We start from the raw sequence: 21,424 nt of genomic DNA, 5'->3' as shown, positions 1-21,424 counted from the left end.
TCGGCGCAGGCCGCGCCACAACATCGGATGTGGTGAGTTAACATGTTCTTTGCAATTGGGAAATGACGACCGTCAGACCCAGCCGAGCAACTCGCGACGCACGACTTTTTCCAGCACGCGCATGCCGTCGTCGCTGTCGTTGAGGCAGGGGATATGCGCAAATTTCTCGCCGCCGTTCGCGTGGAAGGAGTGAGCCGCCTGCTCGGCGATCTCTTCCAGTGTCTCCAGACAGTCGGAGACGAAACCCGGATTAAGGACGGCGATGCGTTTGACGCCGTCCTGCGCCAGCTTCTCGACGGTCTTGTCCGTATAGGGTTGCAGCCATTCTTCCGGCCCAAAGCGGGACTGGAAGGTGACCATGAACTTCTCCTCCGAAAGGCCGAGCTTTTTGCGGAGCAGGTGCCCTGTCTTCTGGCACTGGAAGTAATAGGGATCGCCTTGTTCGGAATAGGAGAGTGGGATGCCGTGGAACGAAGCAAGGATCATCTCCGGTTCCCAGTCGAGCGTCCCAAGACGCTTCGTCACCGAACTGGCGAGCGCCTCGATATAGGTTTCATCGTCATGGTAGTCCGGCACGGTCCGCAGCGCCGGCTGCCAGCGCATCTTCAAGAGATGCTGGAATGCCTTGTCGTTGACCGTCGCGGTCGTTGCTGCCGCATATTGCGGATAGAGCGGGAAAAGAACGATGCGGTCGCAGCCTTCGTCCTTTAGTGCGTCGATGCGCGAGCCGATGGAGGGCGTGCCGTAGCGCATCGCCCAATCGACCTTGACGTTCGGCAGGTCCTTCAGACGCGCGGCCATGAGATCGGACTGGTTGCGCGTGTAGGTACGCAGATAGCTCTCGTTATTATCCTTGTTCCAGATCGTCTCGTAGGCCTTACCGACCTTCTGGGGGCGGGTGTTAAGGACAATGCCGAAGAGGATCGGATACCATTTCCACGGCGACCATTCGATGACGCGTTTGTCTGTCAGGAATTCGCGCAGATAGCGTCGCATGGATGTGTAGTCGGTGCCGTCAGGCGTGCCGAGATTGACGAGAAGAACACCGACCCTGCCGAACTTGACGGGTGGATGCTCCGCCGGGAGGTATGAAGTTGCAATGGTCATCTTGGCCCCAACGCTTAATAGTCTCTACCCGCTCATGCGCAGTCGGGCTCGGTTGGCTCATCCCTATAAGTAGAAAAACCGGCCCGGGAAACCCCGGACCGGCTTTCAAGCTCGGGACAAATCGTCTTACTTCGCGGGAACCTGAAGCTCCTTGCCCACCATCAGACGGCGCGGGTCTGGATTGCCGTTGGCTTCGGAGATCTTCTTCCAAAGTTCGCCGTCACCGTAGAATTGCTTAGCAAGATCCCAAAGCGTGTCACCTGCCGCGATAACGTGGTTTGCCGGCGTTGCAGCCGGTGCAGGTGCAGTGGCTGCGGGAGCAGGTGCCGTCGCAGCTGGAGCCGCAGGCGCTGCAGCCTCAGCCGATGCGAGCGCCGTTATGCGGCCGTCGGTATAGGGCTTGTAGGGGTTATGGGCCGCCAGATATTCGACGGTTACGTCCGCAAGATCCGGGCCGAAATCATAGGCGTTCTTGCCGGCCGTTTCGAAGATCGAATAACCGTCGCCGCCGGCGCGCATGAAGTTGTTCGTGACGACACCGTAGCTCTTGGCGGGAGCGATCGGGACGAATGCATCGCCTTCCCTCACTTGGACGTCGCTGATGCGGCTGCCTGCCGGCTTGGATTTGTCGAAGCTGTACTTCAGGCCGGCAACCTGCGGGAAGCGGCCAGCGCCCTCGTCGATCTGGCTGACGCCGTTTTCCAGCGCCTTGACGATGTCCGCGCCCGTCAGCTGGAAGGTGGCCACCGTATTCTGGAACGGCAGGACGGTGATGACCTCGCCCTGGGTGATATCGCCACCGTCGATCGAGGCGCGCAGGCCGCCGCCGTTCTGGATGGCGATCTGCATGCCCTGGTTTTTCGTGCGGTCCAGCATGGCGTCGGCGACGAGGTTGCCCATCGAGCACTCCTTGACGCGGCAAACCGTGCGGTCGCCCTCGATCGGCGCTTCGGATGCGCCGATGACCTTCTTGCGGAGTTCTTCGATCGGTTTTGCCAGCTCCTGGATACGGGCAACGAGGGCCGGGTCGGGCGTGAAGGAGGAGTCGATCAGGATCGGATCGCCCTTGGCGCTCTTGACGACGCCGCTGTCGTCGAAGTCGACGACGAGATCGCCGAGATACTTGCTGTAGGAGGCAGCCTGCACGACCGGCACCTTGTAGCCGCCCGGATTGTCTACCATCGTCGGGTAGGGGCCTTCCGCCTTCGGATCGGTGTTCGAAAGCAGGCTGTGCGAGTGGCCGCCGACGACCACATCGACATCCGCAATCTTGGCGATGGCTGCGAGATCGCGCGGATAGCCGACATGGGTGAGAGCGATGATCTTGTTGATGCCCTGCGCCTTTAGTTCCCCGATGGCGGCGGTGATCGTCTGGACATCTTCGGCAATCATCACCTTGGGGCCGGGAGAGGAAAGCTCTTCAGTATCATTGGCCACAGCCCCGACGATGCCGATCTTCTGGCCGCCGACATCGAGTACTAATGAAGGCTTGATGCGATCGCCGACCTTCGCGCCGTCGGCGGCAAGGACGTTGGCGGAAATGACCGGGAACTGCACCTTGTCGAGGAAGGCGGCGAGACCGTCCTCGCTGTCGTCAAATTCATGATTGCCGACGGTCATGACGTCGAATTTCATGGCGTTCAGCATTTCGGCTTCCGCAGTACCCTTGTAGGTCGTGTAGAAGAGCGAGCCCTGAAAGTTGTCGCCGGCGTTCAGCAGCAGGACGTTCTGGCCGGAGAGCGCCTGACGGCGCTGGTCGATCGCGGTCTTCAAGCGGGCGGCGCCGCCGAAGCACGCGTTCTTGCCTTCGTCCTCCGCCGAGCAGGTGGAATCGAACTTGTTGATCGACTCGATGCGTGAATGGAAATCGTTAATATGAAGAATATTGAGCTGGTAGTCCGCGAAGGCTGCGCCGGCGCTGAGGGCCAGCATCGATGCGGTCAACAGACCGAAGCTAAATGACTTGGTCATCCTGTTCTCCTGATTTGATGGCGAGGCCCGTACCCCTGGCTCCGCCCTTCCCTTATTCGTTTTGGCGGTTACCCGGCGGGCGGATGTTTTCATCAACGATGACCGACCGCAAGTGCAAAAAGCCGTGTTTCCCGAGGTGCTTTCCAAAAGGCAAAAACGAAAAAAGCTCCCGCGAAGGGAGCTTCTTCATTGAAGGTGGGCTGGGAAATTACATGCGGCGCGTCAACGTGAATTGCGAACCTGCATCCGAGGTGCAGTTCAGCTGACTTTGGTTGACGAGCGCGCAATTGACCTTCGACTGCGTCTTGCGAACCAGCGATGTCATGCTGATTTCGACCAGTGACGGCGAAGTGTTAATGTAAGTGCCGGACGCGAGCAGCTGGTTGCTGTCGGTCGTGCGGGTGGTGAAGGTGCCGGCCTGGAAGGTAGAAATGATGCCGTTCGGATCAGCCCAGGAACCCTCGACGCCGGTCGGCGCAGCGCGTGTCGCTACCGGCATGGGGCGGTCTGAGACGCAGGCGGCAAGCGCTGCCGCTGCACCCGCAAGGACGAGAATGTTTCTGAACGTCATATGGTTCTCCCGGCGATTCGGAGCGGACTCTATCCGCGAAAGTCCTGAAAAACATGGCCCGAGCCCGCCGCCATGGCAAGTCTCCTGCAACGATGAAGCGAAATTACACAGCAGGCGTTACAAAAATGTCCGCCTTTGCCCGGCAAATTGGGGCGAAGTTTCTGATGCGCTGATGATTAGCATTCCGTTTTAATTGACTTGCTCATATTAATGCCGGTGACGCGAAAGCCAGCTGTCTCATAGACATGCTTGGCGCGCTTGTTATCCTCGGCAACGCGCAGCCTTATCTGCTCGAAACCTGTCTGTGACAGGTTGGCTTCCAAGGTATTCAACGCCCGCTTGCCAAAGCCTTTTCCCTGATGCTCTGCAAAGATATAGAAATCTTTGATGAATACGAAGCGCTTCGCTGGGTCGGGCCGATACCAAAGATAACCCACGACGAACTCAATTTCCGACGCTTGGTCTATGACACAGAGCATGACTTCGCCGGGCGTGTTGACGCCAAGCGGCAGGTCATTTGCAATTTCCCGATTGGCCTGTGCCACGGCTTCATGGCGGGAAAGACCGTAATTGGCCGAGATCTCGGTGGCATAATCCGTGATGAAATAATCGAGGTAAGCCGGATATTCGCTTTCACGCATTGGTCTGGATGAGATCACGGAGGGTTCCTCTCTATGAGCCTGTTGCCCCAGCAGTGTGCCATGTAGAAATAGGATTTCCCAATCGAGAAAAGTCGGGACGTCGCGCTTGGCGACCTTCACGCTTGTCGTCCTACCGATAAGATCGTTCTCGGATGTGGAGTGGAGCGGATTATCTGCCGCCCCACTACACTCGCCCCGCGTAGGCATTGATGCGAGTTTGAATCTCCTGGTTACGAACGGACCAGGATGTTCTTGAACTGCCAGGGATCCTTCGTATCGATGTCTTCCGGGAAGAGGCCCGGGCGGCCATCGAGGGGGGTCCAGTCGGTGTAGTGACCTTCAACCGGGCCGAGATAAGGCAGTTGCACTTCGAGGCAGCGCTTATAATCGATCTCGTCTGCCTCGACGATGCCGGCCTTCGGATGTTCGAGGGCCCAGACCATGCCTGCGAGAACGGCGGAGGTCACCTGCAGGCCCGTTGCGTTCTGGTAAGGCGCGATGCGACGGGTCTCTTCAAGCGAGAGACGCGAGCCGTACCAGTACGCATTCTTCTCGTGGCCGTAGAGGAGCACGCCGAGTTCGTCGATGCCATCCTCCAGCTCGTCCTCGTCGAGGACGTGGTGGACCGGCTGCGACGTACCGCCGTTGCCGAACATTTCATGCAGCGACAGGATCGCATCATTGGCCGGATGGTAGGCATAGTGGCAGGTCGGGCGGAAGGTGACTTCGCCATCCTTGTCGCGGACCGTGAAATAATCGGCGATCGAGATCGATTCGTTATGGGTGACCAGGAAGCCGTATTGTGGACCTGGCGTCGGGCACCATGTGCGGACGCGGGTGTTGGCGCCTGGCTGCTCCAGATAGATCGCGGCCTTGCAGCCCTTCTTCTGCTTCCTGGCGTTCTTCGGCATCCAGTTTTCATGGGTGCCCCAGCCGAGTTCGGCGGGCTGCAAGCCTTCGGAGATGAAGCCTTCGACAGACCAAGTGTTCCAGAAGACGTTGAGCGGTTTCGGATGCTTGGTGCGCTGGGTGTCGCGTTCGGCGATGTGAACGCCCTTGACGCCGACCTTCTTCATCAGCTTCGCCCAGGCTTCGCGGTCGTGCTGATCCGGTTCTTCGAACTTCACGCCGATCTCGTTGGCGAGATTGACCAGCGCCTGCTTGACGAACCAGGACACCATGCCCGGGTTTGCGCCGCAGGTGGAGACAGCCGTCGCCCCGCCTGGGTTCCTTGCCTTTTCCTTGCGCACGGTTTCGCGCAGCGCATAGTTGGTGCGGTCCGCATTCTTCATGTTCTTGTCGAAATAGAAGCCGAGCCAGGGTTCGACGACGGTATCGATATAGAGAACGTCGAGCTTGCGGCAGAGCTTCATGATGTCGAGCGAGCCAGTGTCGACCGAGAGATTGACGCAGAAGCCCTGCCCTCCGCCTTTGGTCAGAAGCGGCTTCAGGAGATCCTTGTAGTTGTCCTTCGTCACATATTCCTTGATATGGAGGATGCCGTACTTCTTCAGGATTTCCATGTCGGCCGGCTCGTCGCGCGGGTCGATAACAACCATCCGGCTCTTGTCGAACTTGAAGTGGCGCTCGATGAGCGGCAGCGTGCCGCGGCCGATGGAGCCAAAGCCGATCATCACGATCGGACCGGTAATTTCGGCATATACCGGGTGGGTCTGTTCCGTCATTCTTTTCTCCTGTGGAAGGCGGCGAAGGCGATGAGCCTCTAAGGATTCTTCTGAAATGGCGCAAGAAATGCGAGGTGACCGGCTCTAATCATAAATCGGCGTCACAATAAAGAGCGTTTGCGGGAAATCGATTAGCAGACAGGCGATAGCCGGCGGGCGAGCGTGCGCAGCTTTGCGACGAGTGCGGCCTTCTGCAAGGCCAGACCTTTGTAAGCGGTCTGATGTTCGTCAAGTGTCTCGAGCTGGTTCGCGAGGCTTTGCACCAGTACTGCCGCCTTTGGATGGTGCTCGATCGCGGCTACGGGATCGACATAGACGCGGATGGTGAAGACGATATCGCCGGAGCCTGGCAGCTTGCGCAATGTCTGGCGCTCGACACGGGCGAAGCGTTCAGCGAGTGTAAAGGCCGCGGCCTGCGGCGGACGGCGATATTTGGACGCAGGCAGGAAAAGATCGCCTGTGGCGTTCACAGACCAGTTCATGCGCTCGACGGGCTGAGCGGTCTGCAGACTGTCGAAGATGCGGGTAATCAAGGTCGCGTTGCGCGTCCCTTCGCCGAAACCGGGCACGTCTGCATGGATCGCCTGCATCGGCCGGCCAAACTTTTCCTTGAGCGACCAGGAAGAAGGGAAGGCAACGTAACCGGCGACGAGGTGCCAGCCGTCGTCCTTGCGGCGCATGATGACGAGGTCGTCGGCAATAAGTGAGCCGGCCTTCAGAAGTGGCGGAAGGGATGGCTCCCAGACATCGACGGGTTTGCCGGCTACTTCAACAAAATTGCCAATGCGGCGGTAGAGAGCCGGATAGGCCTCGCAAAGGTGATTCACGAGAAGGTCGAGGCATTCCTGCTGTGCGGTTTCGGTATCCTCCTCGGCCACGAAAATCTCATCCCGATGGGCTTCAAGCAGATGTTGCTTTTCGCCGAGATAGCGCGGCAGATCGGCATCCGGCTCGATCCAGCGGCCCATATCGAGCGGCATGAGGCCGATGGTGAAGGGTTTGGAGGAACCGTCATAGGGAGTGTAGGTCGGGAGCGTCATAGCGAAAGCCTAGCGTAACGCCGCGCGGTGGAACAGCTGGCGATTGTCCTTCTTTCCAATTGACGATCCCCGCCGCGCATTTGCGCCTCAGCTTTTGAGAAGCTCCAGCCCCGCGGCCACCGTTGTCACCGCGACTTCCGTGATGTCGTATTCCGCAACGCCGTGGACTGCAAAGGGATCGGCGGCGACGTAGGCCTCGATCTCGGCACGATTTCCGATGGCGAGAACTACACCACCGGTGCGGGGGACTTTGCGGCCAGAGGCAAGGAACCAGCCCCGCGCATAGCCTTCCTTGACCCAGGCCATATGCGGCTCCATGAGCTTGTCGGCTTCTTCGTTCGGCTTCACATAAGTGAGCGCGAGGATAAACATGGCAGAATCCTTCCGGCTTATCGTTCGTCTTAGGATTTATGCGCGGCTCAGGTGGCAAGCCGTGCGGGTATGAGGCCGCGGAGAGAGTTTCCGACGAAAATCCGGCTGCTCTCCAGGTGGTTCATCCGAATGCGGCCCACCCGCGCCTTTCGCTGACAGATCAGTTCCGTGCGCAGCACGCCGGCGAGCAGGCCGCAGGAGATCGGCGGCGTGCGAAGGGTGCCGGAACCATTGTCCAGGAAGATCGAAGTGATCGTGCCCTCGCAGACCTCGCCGCGTTCATTCAGCATCAGCACCTCGTCGGCCTGGTGCGGCGTGTATTCGGCGCGGGCGGCCTCGTAGACGGCGCGGCGGGTGGTCTTGATCCGAAGCAGCTTGTCGGCGCTGTCGAGGCGCGTCGAAGCGATGCGGATGTTCCACACCGTGCAGGGTGCAAGTGGTGTGAAGGGCGCGGTGGTGACTTCTGTGCGGCCATGGGTATCGAAGGTCAGCCGGATGCGCAGAGCGCCCGTCGCGCCCTGGACGGATGCATTGAGCTCGTCGAGCGCATGCCACGGCTCGGGAAAGCCGATCCGCCGGGCGGATCGCGTCAGACGGGCAAGATGCAGGCGGAGGCGGACGAAGCCGGTTTCCGGCTCCCACCGCAATGTCTCCAGCAGCGAGAAATTGCTCATCGCGCGATCTCCTCATCGCCGATCGCGAAGCGGGCCTTGAGCAGGCATTCCTCATATTCGGCCTCAGCCGTGGAATCGAAGACGATGCCGCCGCCGACGTTGAAGATCGCCTTGCCGTCATCGAAGAGGCTGATGGTGCGGATCGCAACGGAAAAGCGCATGGAGCCCGTTGGCGAAATCATGCCGATTGCGCCGCAATAGGCATCGCGCGGCGTGTCTTCGAGTTCATGCAGGATCTGCATGGCGCTGAGCTTCGGCGCGCCGGTGATCGAACCGCAAGGGAACAGGGCGGCAAAGATATCGCGGATGGAAAGGCCGGGCAGCAGCTTCGCCTGCACATGGCTCACCATTTGGTGCAAGGTCGGGTAGGTCTCGATCTCAAAAAGCTTCGGAACATCGAGCGTGCCGACCTCGGTGATGCGCGAGATGTCGTTGCGTAGCAGGTCGACGATCATCCGGTTTTCGGCTTGCGTCTTCGTGTCCGCCTGCATCGCCGCGATGATGGCGGCATCTTCGGCCGCGTCGGCGCCGCGCTTGGCGGTACCCTTCATCGGATGAGTCTCGATCCAGCCTTCCTCGTCCGTCCGGAAGAAGAGTTCGGGAGAGCGCGACAGGATAACAGGACCGCCGAGATCGACGAGCGCTCCGTATTTCACGGGCTGACGTTCGATCAGCGACCAGAAAGCCGCGCGCGGATCGCCGTTCCAGCGTGCTTCGATGGGCATCGTCAGGTTTGCCTGGTAGCAATCACCCTGGCGCAGATGCCAATGCAATCGGTCGAATCGCTCTTTGTATACAGGAAATGCCCAAGCGGCTTTGGGCGCGGTCAGGAACTCCTCGTTTTCGAGGCGCTGTTTGGGCTGCGCAAGCGGATGATCGCCCTTTTGCGGGTCGTCGAAGATGCCGAAGCAAAGCAGCGGCGTCTGCCTGTTCTCTTCCGCGAAGTCTGCGAGCTTTTTCTCGAAGAGGTAGCCCGCCTCGTAAGATATATAACCCGCCAGCCACCTTCCCTGGGCTCTGGCCGCTTCCATCCGCACCAGGCCTGCAAAGAATTCATCACGCGTCCGGGCGGTGATAATCTCGGCGGGATCGGTGAAGAGCATCACTTGTCCGGTCGTGTCGTCACGGAAGAGGATGTGGGGTTGGAGGCCGCTCATGGCGATGTTGTTCCGTGGGAATGCCCCTCATCCGCCTGCGGGCACCTTCCTCCCGCTCGCGGGGAGAAGGGATATGCCGCAGCGGCTGCTTGAAATCTCGACGTTGCGCGTGGCAGGTCCCGTCGCCCCGTTTGCGCGGAGAGGGTTAGGGTGAGGGGCAACTTCTTGCTTAGCCCTTATCCAACGCCTCAAGCTCATCGATCAGACCTTCGATCATCGACAGGCCCTTGCTCCAAAACGACGGATCGGTGGCGTCGAGGCCGAAAGGTTTCAGGAGTTCGGAGTGATGCTTCGTGCCGCCGGCCTTCAGCAGCTCGAAATACTTGTCCTGAAAGCCCTTGTCGGCCTTCTGATAGACCGCATAGAGCGAGTTCACCAGGCAATCGCCGAAAGCGTAGGCATAGACGTAGAAAGGCGAGTGGATGAAGTGGGGGATATAGGCCCAGTAAGTCTCGTATCCTTCCGAAATCCTGATCGCAGGCCCAAGGCTTTCCGACTGAACCGAAAGCCAGAGCTCGCCGATGTCTTCGGCGGTCAGTTCGCCTGCCTTGCGGGCCGTGTGAAGCTCGCGTTCGAATTCGTAAAAGGCGATCTGGCGCACCACCGTGTTGATCATGTCCTCGACCTTCTGGGCGAGCATCGCCTTGCGCTCGCGCCTGTCCGCCGTCTTGTCGAGCAGCGCGCGGAAGGTCAGCATCTCGCCGAAGACGGATGCGGTTTCGGCGAGCGTCAGCGGGGTCTGGCACATCAGCGCGCCCTGTGCACCGGCCAGCACCTGATGGACGCCGTGGCCGAGTTCATGGGCAAGCGTCATGACATCTCGAGGCTTGCCCATGTAGTTGACCAGCACATAGGGGTGCGCCGAGGGAACCGTCGGGTGAGAGAAAGCGCCGGGCGCTTTGCCGGGACGCACGGGTGCGTCGATCCACTGTTCGTCGAAGAAGCGGCTGGCGATTGCCGCCATTTCCGGCGCGAAATTGCCGTAGGCCGAAAGAACGGTATCCTTCGCTTCGCTCCAGGAAATCACCGCATTGGAGGTTTCCGGAAGCGGCGCGTTGCGGTCCCAGAAATTCATCTGGTCCATTCCGAGCCACTTCGCCTTCATCTTGTAATAGCGGTGCGAAAGGCGCGGATAGGCCTGCTTGACGGCAGCCGCCAGCGCATCGACCACGTTGCGCTCAACGCGGTTCGCCAAATGGCGGCTGTCGGCGATATCCTCGAAGCCGCGCCAGCGGTCGGAAATATCCTTGTCCTTGGCAAGAGTATTGGTGATCAGCGTGAAAGTGCGGATATTCGCCGTGAAGGTTTCGGCAAGCGCCATCGCTGCCTTGCGGCGCGCTTCCGGATCCTTGTCCTGCAGTAGATTGAGCGCGACTTCGAGCGGCACTTTCTCGCCGTCGATATCGTAGCGGAGTTCTGCCATGGTCTCATCGAAGAGGCGGTTGAATGCAGCTGCACTCGTCATCGATTTTTCGAGGAAGAGCTGTTCCAGCTTGTCTTCCAGCTGGTAGGGCTTGTCCTTGCGCAGGTCGATCAGCCAAGGGCGGTAATGGCCGGCATCGGGGTCGTTCGCCATGCATGCATCCATCACCGCGTCGTCGATGCGGTTCAGTTCCAGCCCGAAGAAGAGAAGGTGGCCGAAGAATTCGGTGACCTTCGCCTGGACGTCGCCGTAGAGCTTGCCGTTCACCGGGTTGGTCGTATCGGAGAAATAAGTGAGACCCGCGAAAGAGCCGAGACGGCCGATGAGGTCATCCAACGCCTCGTATTCCTTCAGCGCCTGGCCGATGCCTTCAGCGCCTGCTTTGGTCGTTGCCTCCGCCAGCTTGCTCTTCCATCGTTCTTCGAAGGCGATCGCGTTCCGGCCCGCCTTTTCCATGTCGCTTGTGAAGGCAGTCGAGGTGGCGGAGGGGTAGAGATCCTGCAGCTTCCAGACCGGAAGGTCGCCGAGCGCCGGATCAGCCGCGGCAGAGGCAACTGTTGCCGAAAAATTAAGACCGGCGCCGGGGAGCACGAAATTCATGGCTGGGTTCCTCTTCCTCATTTCGAACAGGTCTGACTGTCTAAGCGCCGGAAGGCCCCGTATCAAGGGGCTTTCGGCATGCCGGAGGCCCCGCTTCGATACGGAATCGGTGTCGCCACAATCGTTAAAATGCAATTATTTCTCAAAACTGGATGTTCAAGCCTTTCTGGCAGAGTGACCTCAGGTTTCGCATGAAGTGAGGCGACAATGACCGGTTATAGTGAGCTCAAGGGTGCAGGGCAGATTCTCGTGGTCGAGGACGACCCGGTACAGCGCCGTTTGCTGAAGAATGCAATCGAGCGTCACGGACATGTCGTCCATCAGGCTGAAAACGGCCGGATCGGTCTGGAGATGGTGAAGCGCGACGGTGGTCTCTTCAACGTCATCCTTCTCGACCTGATGATGCCGGAAATGACCGGCCTCGAATTCCTCGAGGCGCTCCATGAACTCGGCACGCAGATCCCGGTGATCGTGCAGACCGGGCAGGGCGGCATCGAAATGGTAGTGCAGGCCATGCGTGCCGGGGCCTTCGATTTCGTGGTCAAACCGGTTTCACCGGAGCGCATCGCAACCTCAATCGCCAATGCGATGAAGCTGGACCAGCGCGAAGTGCGGGCCCGCTCGGGCCGCCGCTCGCGCTCCGGCCTCGTCGGCTTCGATGACATCGTTTCCGCAAGCCCGGCAATGATCCGCGTCATCGATCTGGCGCAGCGTGCCGCGCAATCCACTATTCCGGTCGTGCTCGAAGGCGAGTCCGGCGTCGGCAAGGAATTGGTGGCGCGTGCCGTCCAATCCGGCGGCGACCGCGCGGGTAAGCCCTTCGTGACGGTGAATTGCGGTGCAATTCCGCACAATCTCGTCGAAAGCATCCTCTTCGGCCATGAAAAGGGCGCGTTCACCGGCGCCACTGAGCGCCATACGGGCAAGTTCATGGAAGCCGACGGCGGCACGATCTTCCTCGATGAAATCGGCGACCTGCCGCTCGACGTGCAGGTCAAGCTGCTACGCGCGGTGCAGCAGGGCGAAGTCGAAACCGTCGGCGCGCGGACGGCCCACAAGGTCAATGTCCGTCTCATTTCCGCGACGAACAAGGATCTGATCGAGGAAGTGAAAAACGGCCGCTTCCGCGAGGACCTCTATTATCGCCTCAATGTCTTCCCGATCACCATTCCGGCGCTGCGCAAGCGCAAGGAGGACATTCCACATCTGGTGCGTGTCTTTACCGACCGCTTCTCATCCGAACAGAAGAACGGCCATCGCATGACGGTCAGCGCGGGTGCGCTGGCATTGCTGACGGCCTATGACTGGCCGGGCAACATCCGCCAGCTCGAAAACGCGATCTTCCGAGCCGTCGTACTCGCCGAAGGCCCGGAACTTACCGAGGCGGACTTTCCGCAGATCGCTGCCCAACTGCCGCAATATGACGTGGTCGACCACCTAGCGCTTGTTGCCGACAATACGCATCGCGAGCACGAAGTGGACCTTGCAGAATATCACGTTCCGCCAACCTTTGCGGGTGAGCCGTTCGGGCACCACAACGAGGTGCCGGAGAATGCGATCGCAAGCGTCAATCCGGCCGGCGAAGTACGCAAACTTGCCGACGTCGAGGAGGAATTGATTCGATTCGCTCTAAAATTCTACCGCGGCCAGATGAGTCAAGTGGCACGAAAACTCGGCATCGGACGTTCAACGCTTTACAGAAAACTGAAAGATTACGGTATCGATCCCGACAATCCCCAGAAAGACGCGGCATAAGCGGCGTTCCGTTAATATTCCCGCAAGCATGTTTTGTTACCCGTTATAAACCACTTGTTAGTCGATCGTTGACTATGTAAAGAAAAGGTTGATCGTCTGTGGCATTTTTGCCATCGTGTCACCGCATTTGACAGTCATTGGGACAGCTCGGGGACCTGGGCAGCCTGACGGGGATTGAGTTTGCCGGATCTGAATGAGAACACCAAGCCTTCGCGCTTGAGCTGGCGTACCCTGTGCGCCGACATTGGCGGAAAGGTGGTTAGGACGGCGACGGCTGCCCTTCTCGCACTCACGGTTTCCTCACCAGTATTCGTTGGCACACCGTCCGAGGCGGCGGGCGAAACGCGCAGTCTGAAACTCTACTTCATCCATACCGGCGAAAAGGCCGTGATCACCTACAAGCGCAACGGTAGGTTCGACCCGAAGGGTCTTGGGCAGCTAAACCGATTCCTTCGCGACTGGCGCAAGAACCAGCCGACAAAGATGGACCCCCATCTTTTCGATCTCATCTGGGAAGTCTACCGCCAGAGCGGTTCCAGGGACTACATCAACGTTGTCTGCGGCTTCCGTTCGCCCGCCACCAATTCGATGCTCAAGTCCCGTTCGCGCAATTCCGGCGTCGCCGAAAAGAGCCAGCATATGCTCGGCAAGGCGATGGACTTCTTCATTCCGGATGTGAAGCTCGCAAAGCTACGCGCGATCGGCATGAAAATGCAGGTCGGTGGCGTTGGCTTTTATCCGAAGTCCGGTTCGCCCTTCGTGCACATGGATGTCGGCGGCGTTCGCGCTTGGCCGCGCATGAGCCGCCAGGAGCTGGCGCAGCTCTTCCCGAACGGCAACACCATTCACATCCCTTCTGACGGCAAGCCCCTGCCGGGCTACCAGCAGGCGATGGCCGACTACAAGCGCCGGGTGAGCACCAATCAGCTCGTCATGGCAAGCGGCGGCGACACCGAAACGAGAAAGCCGAAGACATTGTTCGCGGCCCTTTTTGGCGGCGGTGCGGACGAGGAAGAGGATAGCGCGGAGGAAGCCGCTCCGGTCGCGGTTGCCAAGGCAACGCCGCCGAAGGCCGAAGCACCGGCTACTGCCGAAGCTGAAGCCCAACCGACCGAGGTTGCCGCTGTGAATGCGCCGGTGCCGCAGGTTCGTCCTGCCTTTGCCGGCCAGCTTGACGGTGGCGAAGTTGCAAATGCGCTCGTTTCGCCGAATTCCGGCAATGCTGCGCAACAGGCGCTTGCTGCTGCCACCGAACAACAGGGGCAGCAACAGTTCGCCGATCTCAGCACGTATCACGTTCCGGTTCCTTCGCTGCTTGGCCCGCGCAACGCGCCGGGTGATGCGGAAGTGGCATCCAACGATCCAACGGTTCCGACCCCGGCCGATCGCCCGGCACTCGCTGAAAATCTGCTTGCGGCAGCGGCCGCGGATCCGGAAGCGGGCGCGGACGAAGCCGAAGCGGATCAGCTTTCCCCGGCACTCGCTCAAGCGCTTGATCAGAACAATGTGGTCGACAAGCAAGTGGCTGCCCTTGCACCCGCCACGGTCGAGCAGGCCATCAGCGCGGCAATGCCTGCGGCCAAGCCGGTTGAGAAGAAGGCGCCGGTACAACTTGCCGCGCTTGCTCCCGTCAAATCTGCAAGCTTCGGCGACGCCTTCGACCTGCCGCAGACTTCCGAGGACGGCATTGCCAACGGGGTTGCGACCAAGGGTGGGCGGCCGACGAAGGAGGCTGCCGCCGCTGCCGACGCAAGCCGTGCAACGGTCCGCACCGAGCCGAAGCTGACCCAAAAGATAATTTCGCGGTGGGCGCTGACCAATTCGCGCATGGAAATGATCACGAAGCCGGTCAAGGCCCCTCGCTTCGTCAGTCAGACGCTGCGCGCCCAGCCGACGGCCGTCTATGCCGAAGGTTTCAACGTCAAGACCGCGTCGATCGATCCGGCCCGCTTCAGCGGCTCGGCGGTCAACTTCATGGAAGTGCGCAAGTTCAATACGAACTGAGCAGGTTGATCAGTAACAACGACCAGGCCGCCGGAGAAATCCGGCGGCCTTTGTTTACGCGCTGGCCACATCCTCCCGCACTGGAGGCGGGAGGAAACTGATGGGCCCGAAGTTCAGGCCTTCAGGAAGTCGAGCACGTCCTTGTTGAAACGGTCGGTATGGGTCTGGGCGAGGCCGTGGGGGGCTCCCTGATAGACCTTGAGAATCGAACCCTCGACGATCTTCGAGGATTCCAATGCGGAAGCGCCGATCGGCACGATCTGATCATCGTCGCCATGAATGATGAGCGTCGGTTTGTCGATCTTCTTGAGGTCGTCCGTGTAATCGACCTCGGAGAATTCGTGGATGCAATCGAGCTGTCCCTTAAACCCGCCCATCATTCCCTGCATCCAGAAACTGTCGCGGATGCCTTCGGAGAATTTCGCGCCATCGCGGTTATAGCTGTAGAACGGCGCCACGAGATCCTTGTAGAACTGCGAGCGGTTTTCGAGTGTGCCCTTGCGGATACCGTCAAAAACTTCAAGCGGCAAGCCGCCGGGATTCTTGTCCGTCTTGAGCATCAGTGGCGGCACGGCGCCGACCAGCACGACCTTGGCGACACGCTTCGTGCCGTGGCGTCCGAAATAATGGGTGACTTCGCCCCCACCGGTGGAATGGCCGATCATGATCAGGTCCTTGAGATCGAGCTTTTCGATCACCTCGGCCAGATCATCGGCATATTGGTCCATGTGGTTGCCGTCCCAGGTCTGGCTCGAACGCCCATGGCTGCGGCGGTCATGCGCGATGACGCGATAGCCATTGTTGCCGAAGAAGACCATTTGCGCATCCCAGGCGTCGGCCGAGAGCGGCCAGCCGTGAGAGAAAATAATAGGCTGGCCCTTGCCCCAATCCTTGTAGAAAATCTCCGTTCCGTCCTTCGTGGTAATCATCGACATGATTTGAGTTCCTCTTGAGCAGGGTTGATTTTCGGCTTGGCTTTGGTACCGGCGTCATGCGGGACACCGGATGGGAATGAGCGAAGCTCGCGGCTTCGCGCATGTCCGGATAAAGAATGCATATGCACTGTCGGAATGGCTGCGCGATGCGCGGCAGTGTCGAGAAAATGTCCGGCAGCTGTTGGCTGCCATTACGTCAAATAACTGAATATTAAGCGGAACCGGACGCGGCTCCAGTATGCGGCGGAAGGATATTATCGCGCCGAATGCAAAGCAACGGGAAACAGCGGGCTAACTCCAAAAGCATGATTCAAGAAACCGCTGGGGGGCCCGACTCCGAAAGCAGCAAACGATAATCCTCAGCCTTTGGGCAGGCGGCATCAGGGCATTTATCGAAGGTTCGGCGCCAGCGCGGCAATTGCTTGCTCCGCGGCGCGCACACCGCTTCCGTAGGCGCCGTGCGCGGTCGAGAAGTCCGTCGTATGCGTTGCTTCGCCTGCAAAGAACAGCCGATCGTCGAAGGGACGGGCGAGTGCCGAACGGGCGTCGACTTGTCCCGGCAGAGCGTGGCTATAGGCGCCGCCGATCGACGCGGTGCCCGACCAATCGGAAGCGACAAGGGGATGAAGGCAGCGGCGCACCGACGAGCCGAAAAGTTCGGCGAGCTGGTCGATCGCGCGGGCAAAACCAGCGTCGGATCCGTCGGCTGCGATGGCCCGCGCGCCAGCCCCACCCAGGAAGCATTCGATCACCTGCGAGCCGAACGGGCGGATGTAGTAGGCGCCGGTCGCCGGATCGTGAGCATCACCTATAACATAGCTTTCGGGCGCAAACGGGCTGTCGCCGACAATCTCCAGGAAGAGTTTCTCATTACTGCCGAGCGGCAAGCGAGCAGCAGCGTCACGCCATGGATCGAGTACCGATGGCCAGATGGTCGAGTCTCCGGCAAGAACATTTGTCGATACCGTGCAAATGGCAGCGCGCGGCCGAAGCGTGCCGCTCGATGTCCGAAGCGCAATACGGCGCCCTTCGAACGTCAGGGCTTCGATGGCTGTAGCCAGGTGAAGCTCGATACCGGCCGGAAGGCTCGACGAAATCACCGTGCCGTAGCCGGTCGGCACGCGCCAATTGCAACCGGTCGACGCCATGTTGTAGGCAGCATAGTCCATCGCGGAGATATGCTCGAGCTCGTCGCCGCTGATATATCCGCTCAGTGCCTGGAGATAGGCTATCCATGGGCTATCCGGATCCAACGCATCTGATGCGCGGTCGCTGACTGGGGGTGTCGTCGAAATCCGCTCGCTCCATCGCGCAAAGGCGCGTCCAGCTGCCTCCCGTTCCGCTTTCGGAAACCCCAGGTCGCGGAACTGCTCGCCCCATGCTGTGGGGCCTCGGTCGACCACGAAGCCCTTTTCCTCCGCGATGCGGGTCCACGGGTTGCGGTCGGCGGAATGAAGCCAGCCGCAGCCGAGATCGACGGCTGCTACCGGCGTCTCATACGTCCAGGCGCGCCCTCCAAGGCGCGGCAAGGCCTCCAAAATCGATACAGAAAAGCCGCCTCCAGCCAGACGTCGTGCGGCCCCGATACCTGCAGCTCCGGCGCCGATGATTGCTATGTCTGGGTCTGAATTCATTGCGGGGATGGACTCGATGTGGTCACGCATCATGCACCACCCCAAGAATATGGCGCAAGCGGCCAGGTTCGTCTGGTGCGAAAAGTCAGCCCACAGACGCCAGCCTTCTACCGTTTCGCGTTGGCAGGCGCAAAAGAGAAGCCGCCGGGTCGTCCGGCGGCTCTGAAACTGGTAGGGGGCAATCTTCAGCCTTCCGGCGGGGACTCGATCATGCCGAGTGCGTGCAGGTAGGTATCGAGGATAGCTTCCTCTTCCATGCGCTCCTGCTCGTCCTTCTTGCGAAGAGCGACGACTTTTTTCAGGATTTTGGTATCGAAGCCCATGCCCTTGGCTTCGCCGTAGACGTCCTTGATGTCGTCGGCGATGGTCTTCTTTTCTTCTTCCAGCCGTTCAATGCGCTCGATGAAAGCGCGTAGCTGATCGCGGGCGACGCCATGAGCATCGGACATCGTGTTCTCCTGATTTTCTCGTCTTGAATTCGGTGGGGAGTGACTGCCGCGAAGCTGCGCCGCGGTCAAGTCCAATCGGACGTGATGAACCTATTTGTGCGGCTTGTTCAGTTCAAATGCAGTTTTTTGCATCTCCGAGCCTTCGTTCTGATGCAGATTCTTCCAGTCTTCGTAGGGCATGCCGTAGATGATCTCGCGCGATTCGTCCTTCGACAGCGGCACGCCCTCAGCCTCCGCGGCTTCGCGATACCAGTTCGACAGGCAGTTGCGGCAGAAGCCCGCGAGATTCATCAGGTCGATATTCTGAACGTCGGCACGTTCGCGCAAATGAGCGACGAGGCGGCGGAAGGCGGCAGCTTCGAATTCGGTCTGCTGCTTCTTGCTGAGTGCGGTCATCTCGCTCTCCTTCATTCGTAAGGGCCGGTGCGCGACACATGGACATTGTATTCGTGCAGCGCCGGATCGGCATTCATGGCCGCGAAGATCGGAGCCAGGCGTTCGGCCCATTCGCAAACGCCGGCCTCGTTTTGGATCAGGTCCTGACGGACCTCGAGCAGGGCATGCGGTATGCCGGTGACCATGCAGTGCCGGTACATCGTATCGCCTTTGAGCGCGCCGTCATACGGTTCGTTGTCACCGATCATGAGATCGGGACTGCGCCTCAGCATGTCAAGCAGCGGGGCGACGGCGCGATGGTCGCTGTCCCAGAGGACGGCCGCATGCCATGGCCGCGGAACGCCTTTCCAGGCCGGCGTATAGGAATGAAGCGAGAGCACGAGCGGCGCCTTGCCGGTCGTATTGGCGACCTTGTCGATCGTTCCGGAGACGGCGTTGTGGTAGGGCCGGTGGAACTCCTTGATGCGGTAGTCCCACTCCTCATCCGTGATCGGATGATTGCCGGGAATGATCGCACCGTCGGAGATCTTCATGATCAGCGTTGGGTCGTCCTCACCGCGGTTGGGGTCGATCAGAAGACGCGAAAAGCCGCCGAGAACGGCTGGAACCCCCAGCCTCGCGGAAAGCTCTCTCGCCAAACCTTCTATGCCGATGTCATAGGCGATATGGCGGGAAAAGGCGGATTGGGGAAGCCCGAGCCTGCCATACCGCTCAGGAAGCCGATTCATTGCGTGATCGCCGAGAATCACCATGCCGCTGTCATGATTTCCAGGTAAAATTTCGAAAGGTTTGAAGGGGTTCATCAGGAAATGCCGATCGTCATTTGGCGCTCGCCGTCACTGATCGCATGCAGATGGGCCAAGTTCAAGCGCGATACGGGGCAGCCTATGGCAGGTCGCCGTTCACGAGGAGGTTACGAAAGGAATATAATCGATTAGCATCGCGTTGACATTCGTTTGATGGCAGCGCAAGAAGGCACGGACAACGAATAACCGTGGGAGCCATTCGGAAGCCGTGTTGATGCAAGCCGCACCAAGTTTCCTCACCCGGTCCGGGATTGCCCGTTTCGCCTTGTTTGCATTCGCTGCCCTCTCACCGTTTTTCGCTGCCGATGCTGCCCGCGCCGATTTCCGCGTCTGCAACGGCACGCAGAACCTCGTGGGTGTGGCGATCGGATACCGTGCCAAGGACGGGTGGATCACTGAAGGCTGGTGGCAGGTCCCTGCAACGACCTGCGCGACGCTGATCGAAGGAGAATTGCAGTCACGATACTATTATCTCTACGCAGAGGATGCCGCGCGGGGGGGACGTTGGACGGGTGACATCCAGATGTGCGTAGCGGAAAACGAGTTCAAGATCACGGGCGTGAAGGACTGCTATGCCCGCGGTTATCAGAGGATGGGATTCAAGGAATACGACACGGGCCGCCAGGGCAGCTGGATGGTCCAACTTTCCGACACTCCCGGCACGCAAGAAAGCCCGAATTGATGAAGCGTAACCGCAAAGTGAAAATCCTCGCGACGCTCGGCCCCGCCTCGAGCGACGAAGCGATGATCGAAAAGCTGCACCAGGCCGGTGCCGACGTTTTCCGCATCAACATGAGCCATGCAAGCCATGACGTGATGCGCACGCTGATCGAGCGCATCCGTGCGGTAGAGGCGCGCTCCGGCCGCCCGATCGGCATCCTCGCCGATTTGCAAGGGCCGAAGCTTCGCGTCGGAAAGTTTGCGGAAACCAAGGTTGAGCTGAAGCCCGGCCAGACCTTTACGCTCGACAACAATGACGCACCCGGTGATGCAAGCCGCGTCTTCCTGCCGCATCCGGAAATTCTGGAAGCCGTCAAGCCCGGCCACCGCCTGCTGATCGATGATGGCAAGCTCGCATTGCGCGCCGAAAAGTGCGACGGCAAGAGCATCGTCACGACGGTCATTTCCGGCACGAAGATTTCGGACCGTAAGGGCATCAGCCTCCCCGACACGTTGCTCGGCGTCGGTGTTCTGACGGACAAGGACCGCATTGATCTCGATGCCGTTCTGGCGACCGATGATGTCGACTGGGTCGCGCTTTCTTTCGTGCAGCGCCCGGAAGATCTCGCGGAGGTCCGCAAGATCGCGAGGGGCCGGGTCGGCCTGATGTCGAAGATCGAAAAGCCGCAGGCAATCGAGCGCATCGAAGAAATCATCGAACTCTCCGATGCCTTGATGGTTGCCCGCGGCGATCTCGGCGTCGAGATGCCGCTCGAATCCGTCCCGGGCATCCAGAAGCAGCTGATCCGCGCCTGCCGCCGCTCCGGCAAGCCGGTCGTCGTCGCGACCCAGATGCTGGAATCGATGATCTCAGCGCCGGTGCCGACGCGCGCCGAAGTGTCGGACGTTGCGACCGCCGTGTTCGAGGGTGCGGATGCCGTCATGCTTTCGGCTGAATCCGCCTCGGGCGACTATCCGGTCGAGGCCGTCGCGACGATGGCGTCGATCGCCACCGCCATTGAGCGTGAACCGCATTATCCGGGCATCATTTATGCTCAGCGCGCCCAGCCGGAAGCGACCGGCGCCGATGCGATTTCGCTCGCCGCCCGTCAGATTGCCGAGACGTTGAAGCTTTCCGCGATCGTCTGTTACACCTCGTCGGGCACGACGGGGCTGCGCGCATCGCGCGAGCGTCCGCAGGTGCCGGTTCTGGCGCTCTCGCCGATCATCAAGACGGCCCGGCGGCTGGCGATCGTCTGGGGTCTGCACTGTGTCGTCACGCACGACGCGACGGACCTCGACGACATGGTGAACCGGGCCTGCCGCATCGTCGCCGGCGAGGGTTTCGGCAAGCCGGGCGACCGTATCATCATTTCGGCTGGCGTGCCTCTCGGAACGCCCGGCGCCACCAACATGCTGCGCATCGCCTATATCGGCTCCGATGGCCAAAGCGGCATCTGATCCATTTGCATTCAATCGAACAAAAGCCCGTTGCTTTGGAAGGCAGCGGGCTTTTTCGTTTTCTGCTTGATCGCGGTCCAGGC

General features: G+C 60.0%; 18 protein-coding genes and 2 pseudogenes. 5 read left to right on the top strand and 15 right to left on the bottom strand.

The features are described 5' to 3' along the window. Positions 1-72: 72 nt before the first annotated feature. The 10 genes from hemH to BN1800_RS05195 all read right to left on the bottom strand — a co-directional run bounded on the left by hemH (position 73) and on the right by BN1800_RS05195 (position 11,241). Entirely contained in the window at positions 73-1,107 is a 1,035-nt protein-coding gene (gene hemH, locus BN1800_RS05240) for a ferrochelatase (protein ID WP_027508038.1), read from the bottom strand. A 126-nt stretch (positions 1,108-1,233) separates the two neighbouring features. Continuing rightward, entirely contained in the window at positions 1,234-3,078 is a 1,845-nt protein-coding gene (locus tag BN1800_RS05235) for a 5'-nucleotidase C-terminal domain-containing protein (RefSeq protein ID WP_086995161.1), read from the bottom strand. A gap of 208 nt (positions 3,079-3,286) precedes the next feature. Continuing rightward, positions 3,287-3,649 carry an outer membrane lipoprotein Omp10 gene (gene omp10 / locus BN1800_RS05230; protein WP_027508040.1) on the bottom strand — a complete coding sequence of 121 codons (363 nt, stop codon included), beginning with the start codon at positions 3,647-3,649 and terminating at the stop codon, positions 3,287-3,289. Between the two features lie 176 nt (positions 3,650-3,825). Beyond that, a complete protein-coding gene (locus tag BN1800_RS05225) occupies positions 3,826-4,410 on the bottom strand; it encodes a GNAT family N-acetyltransferase (protein ID WP_244564439.1) in 585 nt (194 codons plus the stop codon). 110 nt (positions 4,411-4,520) lie between these two features. Then, the gene (locus tag BN1800_RS05220) at positions 4,521-5,975 is read right to left on the bottom strand and encodes a homospermidine synthase (protein ID WP_086995158.1); all 1,455 of its coding nucleotides are present in this window, start codon (positions 5,973-5,975) and stop codon (positions 4,521-4,523) included. Between the two features lie 131 nt (positions 5,976-6,106). Further along, positions 6,107-7,015 (bottom strand): heme-dependent oxidative N-demethylase family protein, encoded by a 909-nt coding sequence (locus tag BN1800_RS05215; RefSeq protein WP_086995155.1) that lies wholly within the window; start codon positions 7,013-7,015, stop codon positions 6,107-6,109. Positions 7,016-7,102: 87 nt separating this feature from the next. Beyond that, positions 7,103-7,387, bottom strand: coding sequence for a YciI family protein (locus BN1800_RS05210; RefSeq protein ID WP_027508043.1), 285 nt, complete (start codon positions 7,385-7,387; stop codon positions 7,103-7,105). Positions 7,388-7,434: 47 nt separating this feature from the next. After that, complete coding sequence (locus tag BN1800_RS05205; protein WP_086995152.1) at positions 7,435-8,061, bottom strand: aminotransferase class IV family protein; 627 nt, start codon at positions 8,059-8,061, stop codon at positions 7,435-7,437. Next, a complete protein-coding gene (locus tag BN1800_RS05200; protein WP_086995149.1) occupies positions 8,058-9,218 on the bottom strand; it encodes an aminodeoxychorismate synthase component I in 1,161 nt (386 codons plus the stop codon). The genes BN1800_RS05205 and BN1800_RS05200 overlap by 4 nt, the downstream gene beginning before the upstream one ends. 169 nt (positions 9,219-9,387) lie before the next feature. Beyond that, the gene (locus tag BN1800_RS05195; RefSeq protein WP_086995147.1) at positions 9,388-11,241 is read right to left on the bottom strand and encodes a M3 family oligoendopeptidase; all 1,854 of its coding nucleotides are present in this window, start codon (positions 11,239-11,241) and stop codon (positions 9,388-9,390) included. A 207-nt stretch (positions 11,242-11,448) separates the two neighbouring features. Between BN1800_RS05195 and BN1800_RS05190 the strand changes: the two are divergent. The 3 genes and pseudogenes from BN1800_RS05190 to BN1800_RS05185 form a co-directional block, all read left to right on the top strand. Next, positions 11,449-12,706: pseudogene (locus BN1800_RS05190) on the top strand (sigma-54-dependent transcriptional regulator); the annotation flags it as partial. 74 nt (positions 12,707-12,780) lie between these two features. Continuing rightward, positions 12,781-12,996 (top strand): annotated as a pseudogene (locus BN1800_RS43820) (helix-turn-helix domain-containing protein); the annotation flags it as partial. Positions 12,997-13,176: 180 nt separating this feature from the next. Further along, entirely contained in the window at positions 13,177-15,000 is a 1,824-nt protein-coding gene (locus BN1800_RS05185; RefSeq protein WP_027508048.1) for a peptidoglycan L,D-endopeptidase MepK, read from the top strand. Between the two features lie 113 nt (positions 15,001-15,113). Here the strand turns inward: BN1800_RS05185 and BN1800_RS05180 are convergent, their stop codons facing one another. From BN1800_RS05180 to BN1800_RS05160, 5 genes are all read right to left on the bottom strand, one after another. After that, the gene (locus BN1800_RS05180; protein ID WP_086995141.1) at positions 15,114-15,935 is read right to left on the bottom strand and encodes an alpha/beta fold hydrolase; all 822 of its coding nucleotides are present in this window, start codon (positions 15,933-15,935) and stop codon (positions 15,114-15,116) included. Positions 15,936-16,324: 389 nt separating this feature from the next. Next, positions 16,325-17,602 carry a flavin monoamine oxidase family protein gene (locus BN1800_RS05175; RefSeq protein WP_244564438.1) on the bottom strand — a complete coding sequence of 426 codons (1,278 nt, stop codon included), beginning with the start codon at positions 17,600-17,602 and terminating at the stop codon, positions 16,325-16,327. 152 nt (positions 17,603-17,754) lie between these two features. Next, the gene (locus tag BN1800_RS05170; protein ID WP_003585771.1) at positions 17,755-18,018 is read right to left on the bottom strand and encodes a DUF2312 domain-containing protein; all 264 of its coding nucleotides are present in this window, start codon (positions 18,016-18,018) and stop codon (positions 17,755-17,757) included. A 90-nt stretch (positions 18,019-18,108) separates the two neighbouring features. Then, entirely contained in the window at positions 18,109-18,414 is a 306-nt protein-coding gene (locus BN1800_RS05165) for a DUF1244 domain-containing protein (RefSeq protein WP_027508051.1), read from the bottom strand. An 11-nt stretch (positions 18,415-18,425) separates the two neighbouring features. Next, complete coding sequence (locus tag BN1800_RS05160) at positions 18,426-19,217, bottom strand: N-formylglutamate amidohydrolase (protein ID WP_027508052.1); 792 nt, start codon at positions 19,215-19,217, stop codon at positions 18,426-18,428. Positions 19,218-19,434: 217 nt separating this feature from the next. Here BN1800_RS05160 and BN1800_RS05155 point away from each other — a divergent pair, with 217 nt between their 5' ends. Together BN1800_RS05155 and pyk are read left to right on the top strand one after the other, a co-directional pair. Then, positions 19,435-19,902 carry a DUF1036 domain-containing protein gene (locus BN1800_RS05155; RefSeq protein ID WP_051336433.1) on the top strand — a complete coding sequence of 156 codons (468 nt, stop codon included), beginning with the start codon at positions 19,435-19,437 and terminating at the stop codon, positions 19,900-19,902. Then, complete coding sequence (gene pyk, locus BN1800_RS05150; protein WP_027508054.1) at positions 19,902-21,341, top strand: pyruvate kinase; 1,440 nt, start codon at positions 19,902-19,904, stop codon at positions 21,339-21,341. The genes BN1800_RS05155 and pyk overlap by 1 nt, the downstream gene beginning before the upstream one ends. Positions 21,342-21,424: the final 83 nt, after the last annotated feature.

Source organism: Rhizobium sullae, from assembly GCF_900169785.1.
Classification (GTDB): domain Bacteria; phylum Pseudomonadota; class Alphaproteobacteria; order Rhizobiales; family Rhizobiaceae; genus Rhizobium; species Rhizobium sullae.
The sequence above is the reverse complement of the archived record's forward strand: the minus strand, read 5'-3'. Positions and strand labels throughout refer to the sequence as shown.

Bases quoted from the DNA above. Each gene is read 5' to 3' on its own strand.
- BN1800_RS05220 (WP_086995158.1), bottom strand. From the start codon at position 5,975: ATGACGGAACAGACCCACCCGGTATATGCCGAAATTACCGGTCCGATC.
- BN1800_RS05180 (WP_086995141.1), bottom strand. From the start codon at position 15,935: ATGTCGATGATTACCACGAAGGACGGAACGGAGATTTTCTACAAGGAT.
- BN1800_RS05200 (WP_086995149.1), bottom strand. From the start codon at position 9,218: ATGAGCGGCCTCCAACCCCACATCCTCTTCCGTGACGACACGACCGGA.
- pyk (WP_027508054.1), top strand. From the start codon at position 19,902: ATGAAGCGTAACCGCAAAGTGAAAATCCTCGCGACGCTCGGCCCCGCC.
- BN1800_RS05155 (WP_051336433.1), top strand. From the start codon at position 19,435: ATGCAAGCCGCACCAAGTTTCCTCACCCGGTCCGGGATTGCCCGTTTC.
- hemH (WP_027508038.1), bottom strand. From the start codon at position 1,107: ATGACCATTGCAACTTCATACCTCCCGGCGGAGCATCCACCCGTCAAG.
- BN1800_RS05170 (WP_003585771.1), bottom strand. From the start codon at position 18,018: ATGTCCGATGCTCATGGCGTCGCCCGCGATCAGCTACGCGCTTTCATC.
- BN1800_RS05205 (WP_086995152.1), bottom strand. From the start codon at position 8,061: ATGAGCAATTTCTCGCTGCTGGAGACATTGCGGTGGGAGCCGGAAACC.
- BN1800_RS05160 (WP_027508052.1), bottom strand. From the start codon at position 19,217: ATGAACCCCTTCAAACCTTTCGAAATTTTACCTGGAAATCATGACAGC.
- BN1800_RS05165 (WP_027508051.1), bottom strand. From the start codon at position 18,414: ATGACCGCACTCAGCAAGAAGCAGCAGACCGAATTCGAAGCTGCCGCC.
- BN1800_RS05175 (WP_244564438.1), bottom strand. From the start codon at position 17,602: ATGATGCGTGACCACATCGAGTCCATCCCCGCAATGAATTCAGACCCA.
- BN1800_RS05235 (WP_086995161.1), bottom strand. From the start codon at position 3,078: ATGACCAAGTCATTTAGCTTCGGTCTGTTGACCGCATCGATGCTGGCC.
- omp10 (WP_027508040.1), bottom strand. From the start codon at position 3,649: ATGACGTTCAGAAACATTCTCGTCCTTGCGGGTGCAGCGGCAGCGCTT.
- BN1800_RS05195 (WP_086995147.1), bottom strand. From the start codon at position 11,241: ATGAATTTCGTGCTCCCCGGCGCCGGTCTTAATTTTTCGGCAACAGTT.
- BN1800_RS05210 (WP_027508043.1), bottom strand. From the start codon at position 7,387: ATGTTTATCCTCGCGCTCACTTATGTGAAGCCGAACGAAGAAGCCGAC.
- BN1800_RS05215 (WP_086995155.1), bottom strand. From the start codon at position 7,015: ATGACGCTCCCGACCTACACTCCCTATGACGGTTCCTCCAAACCCTTC.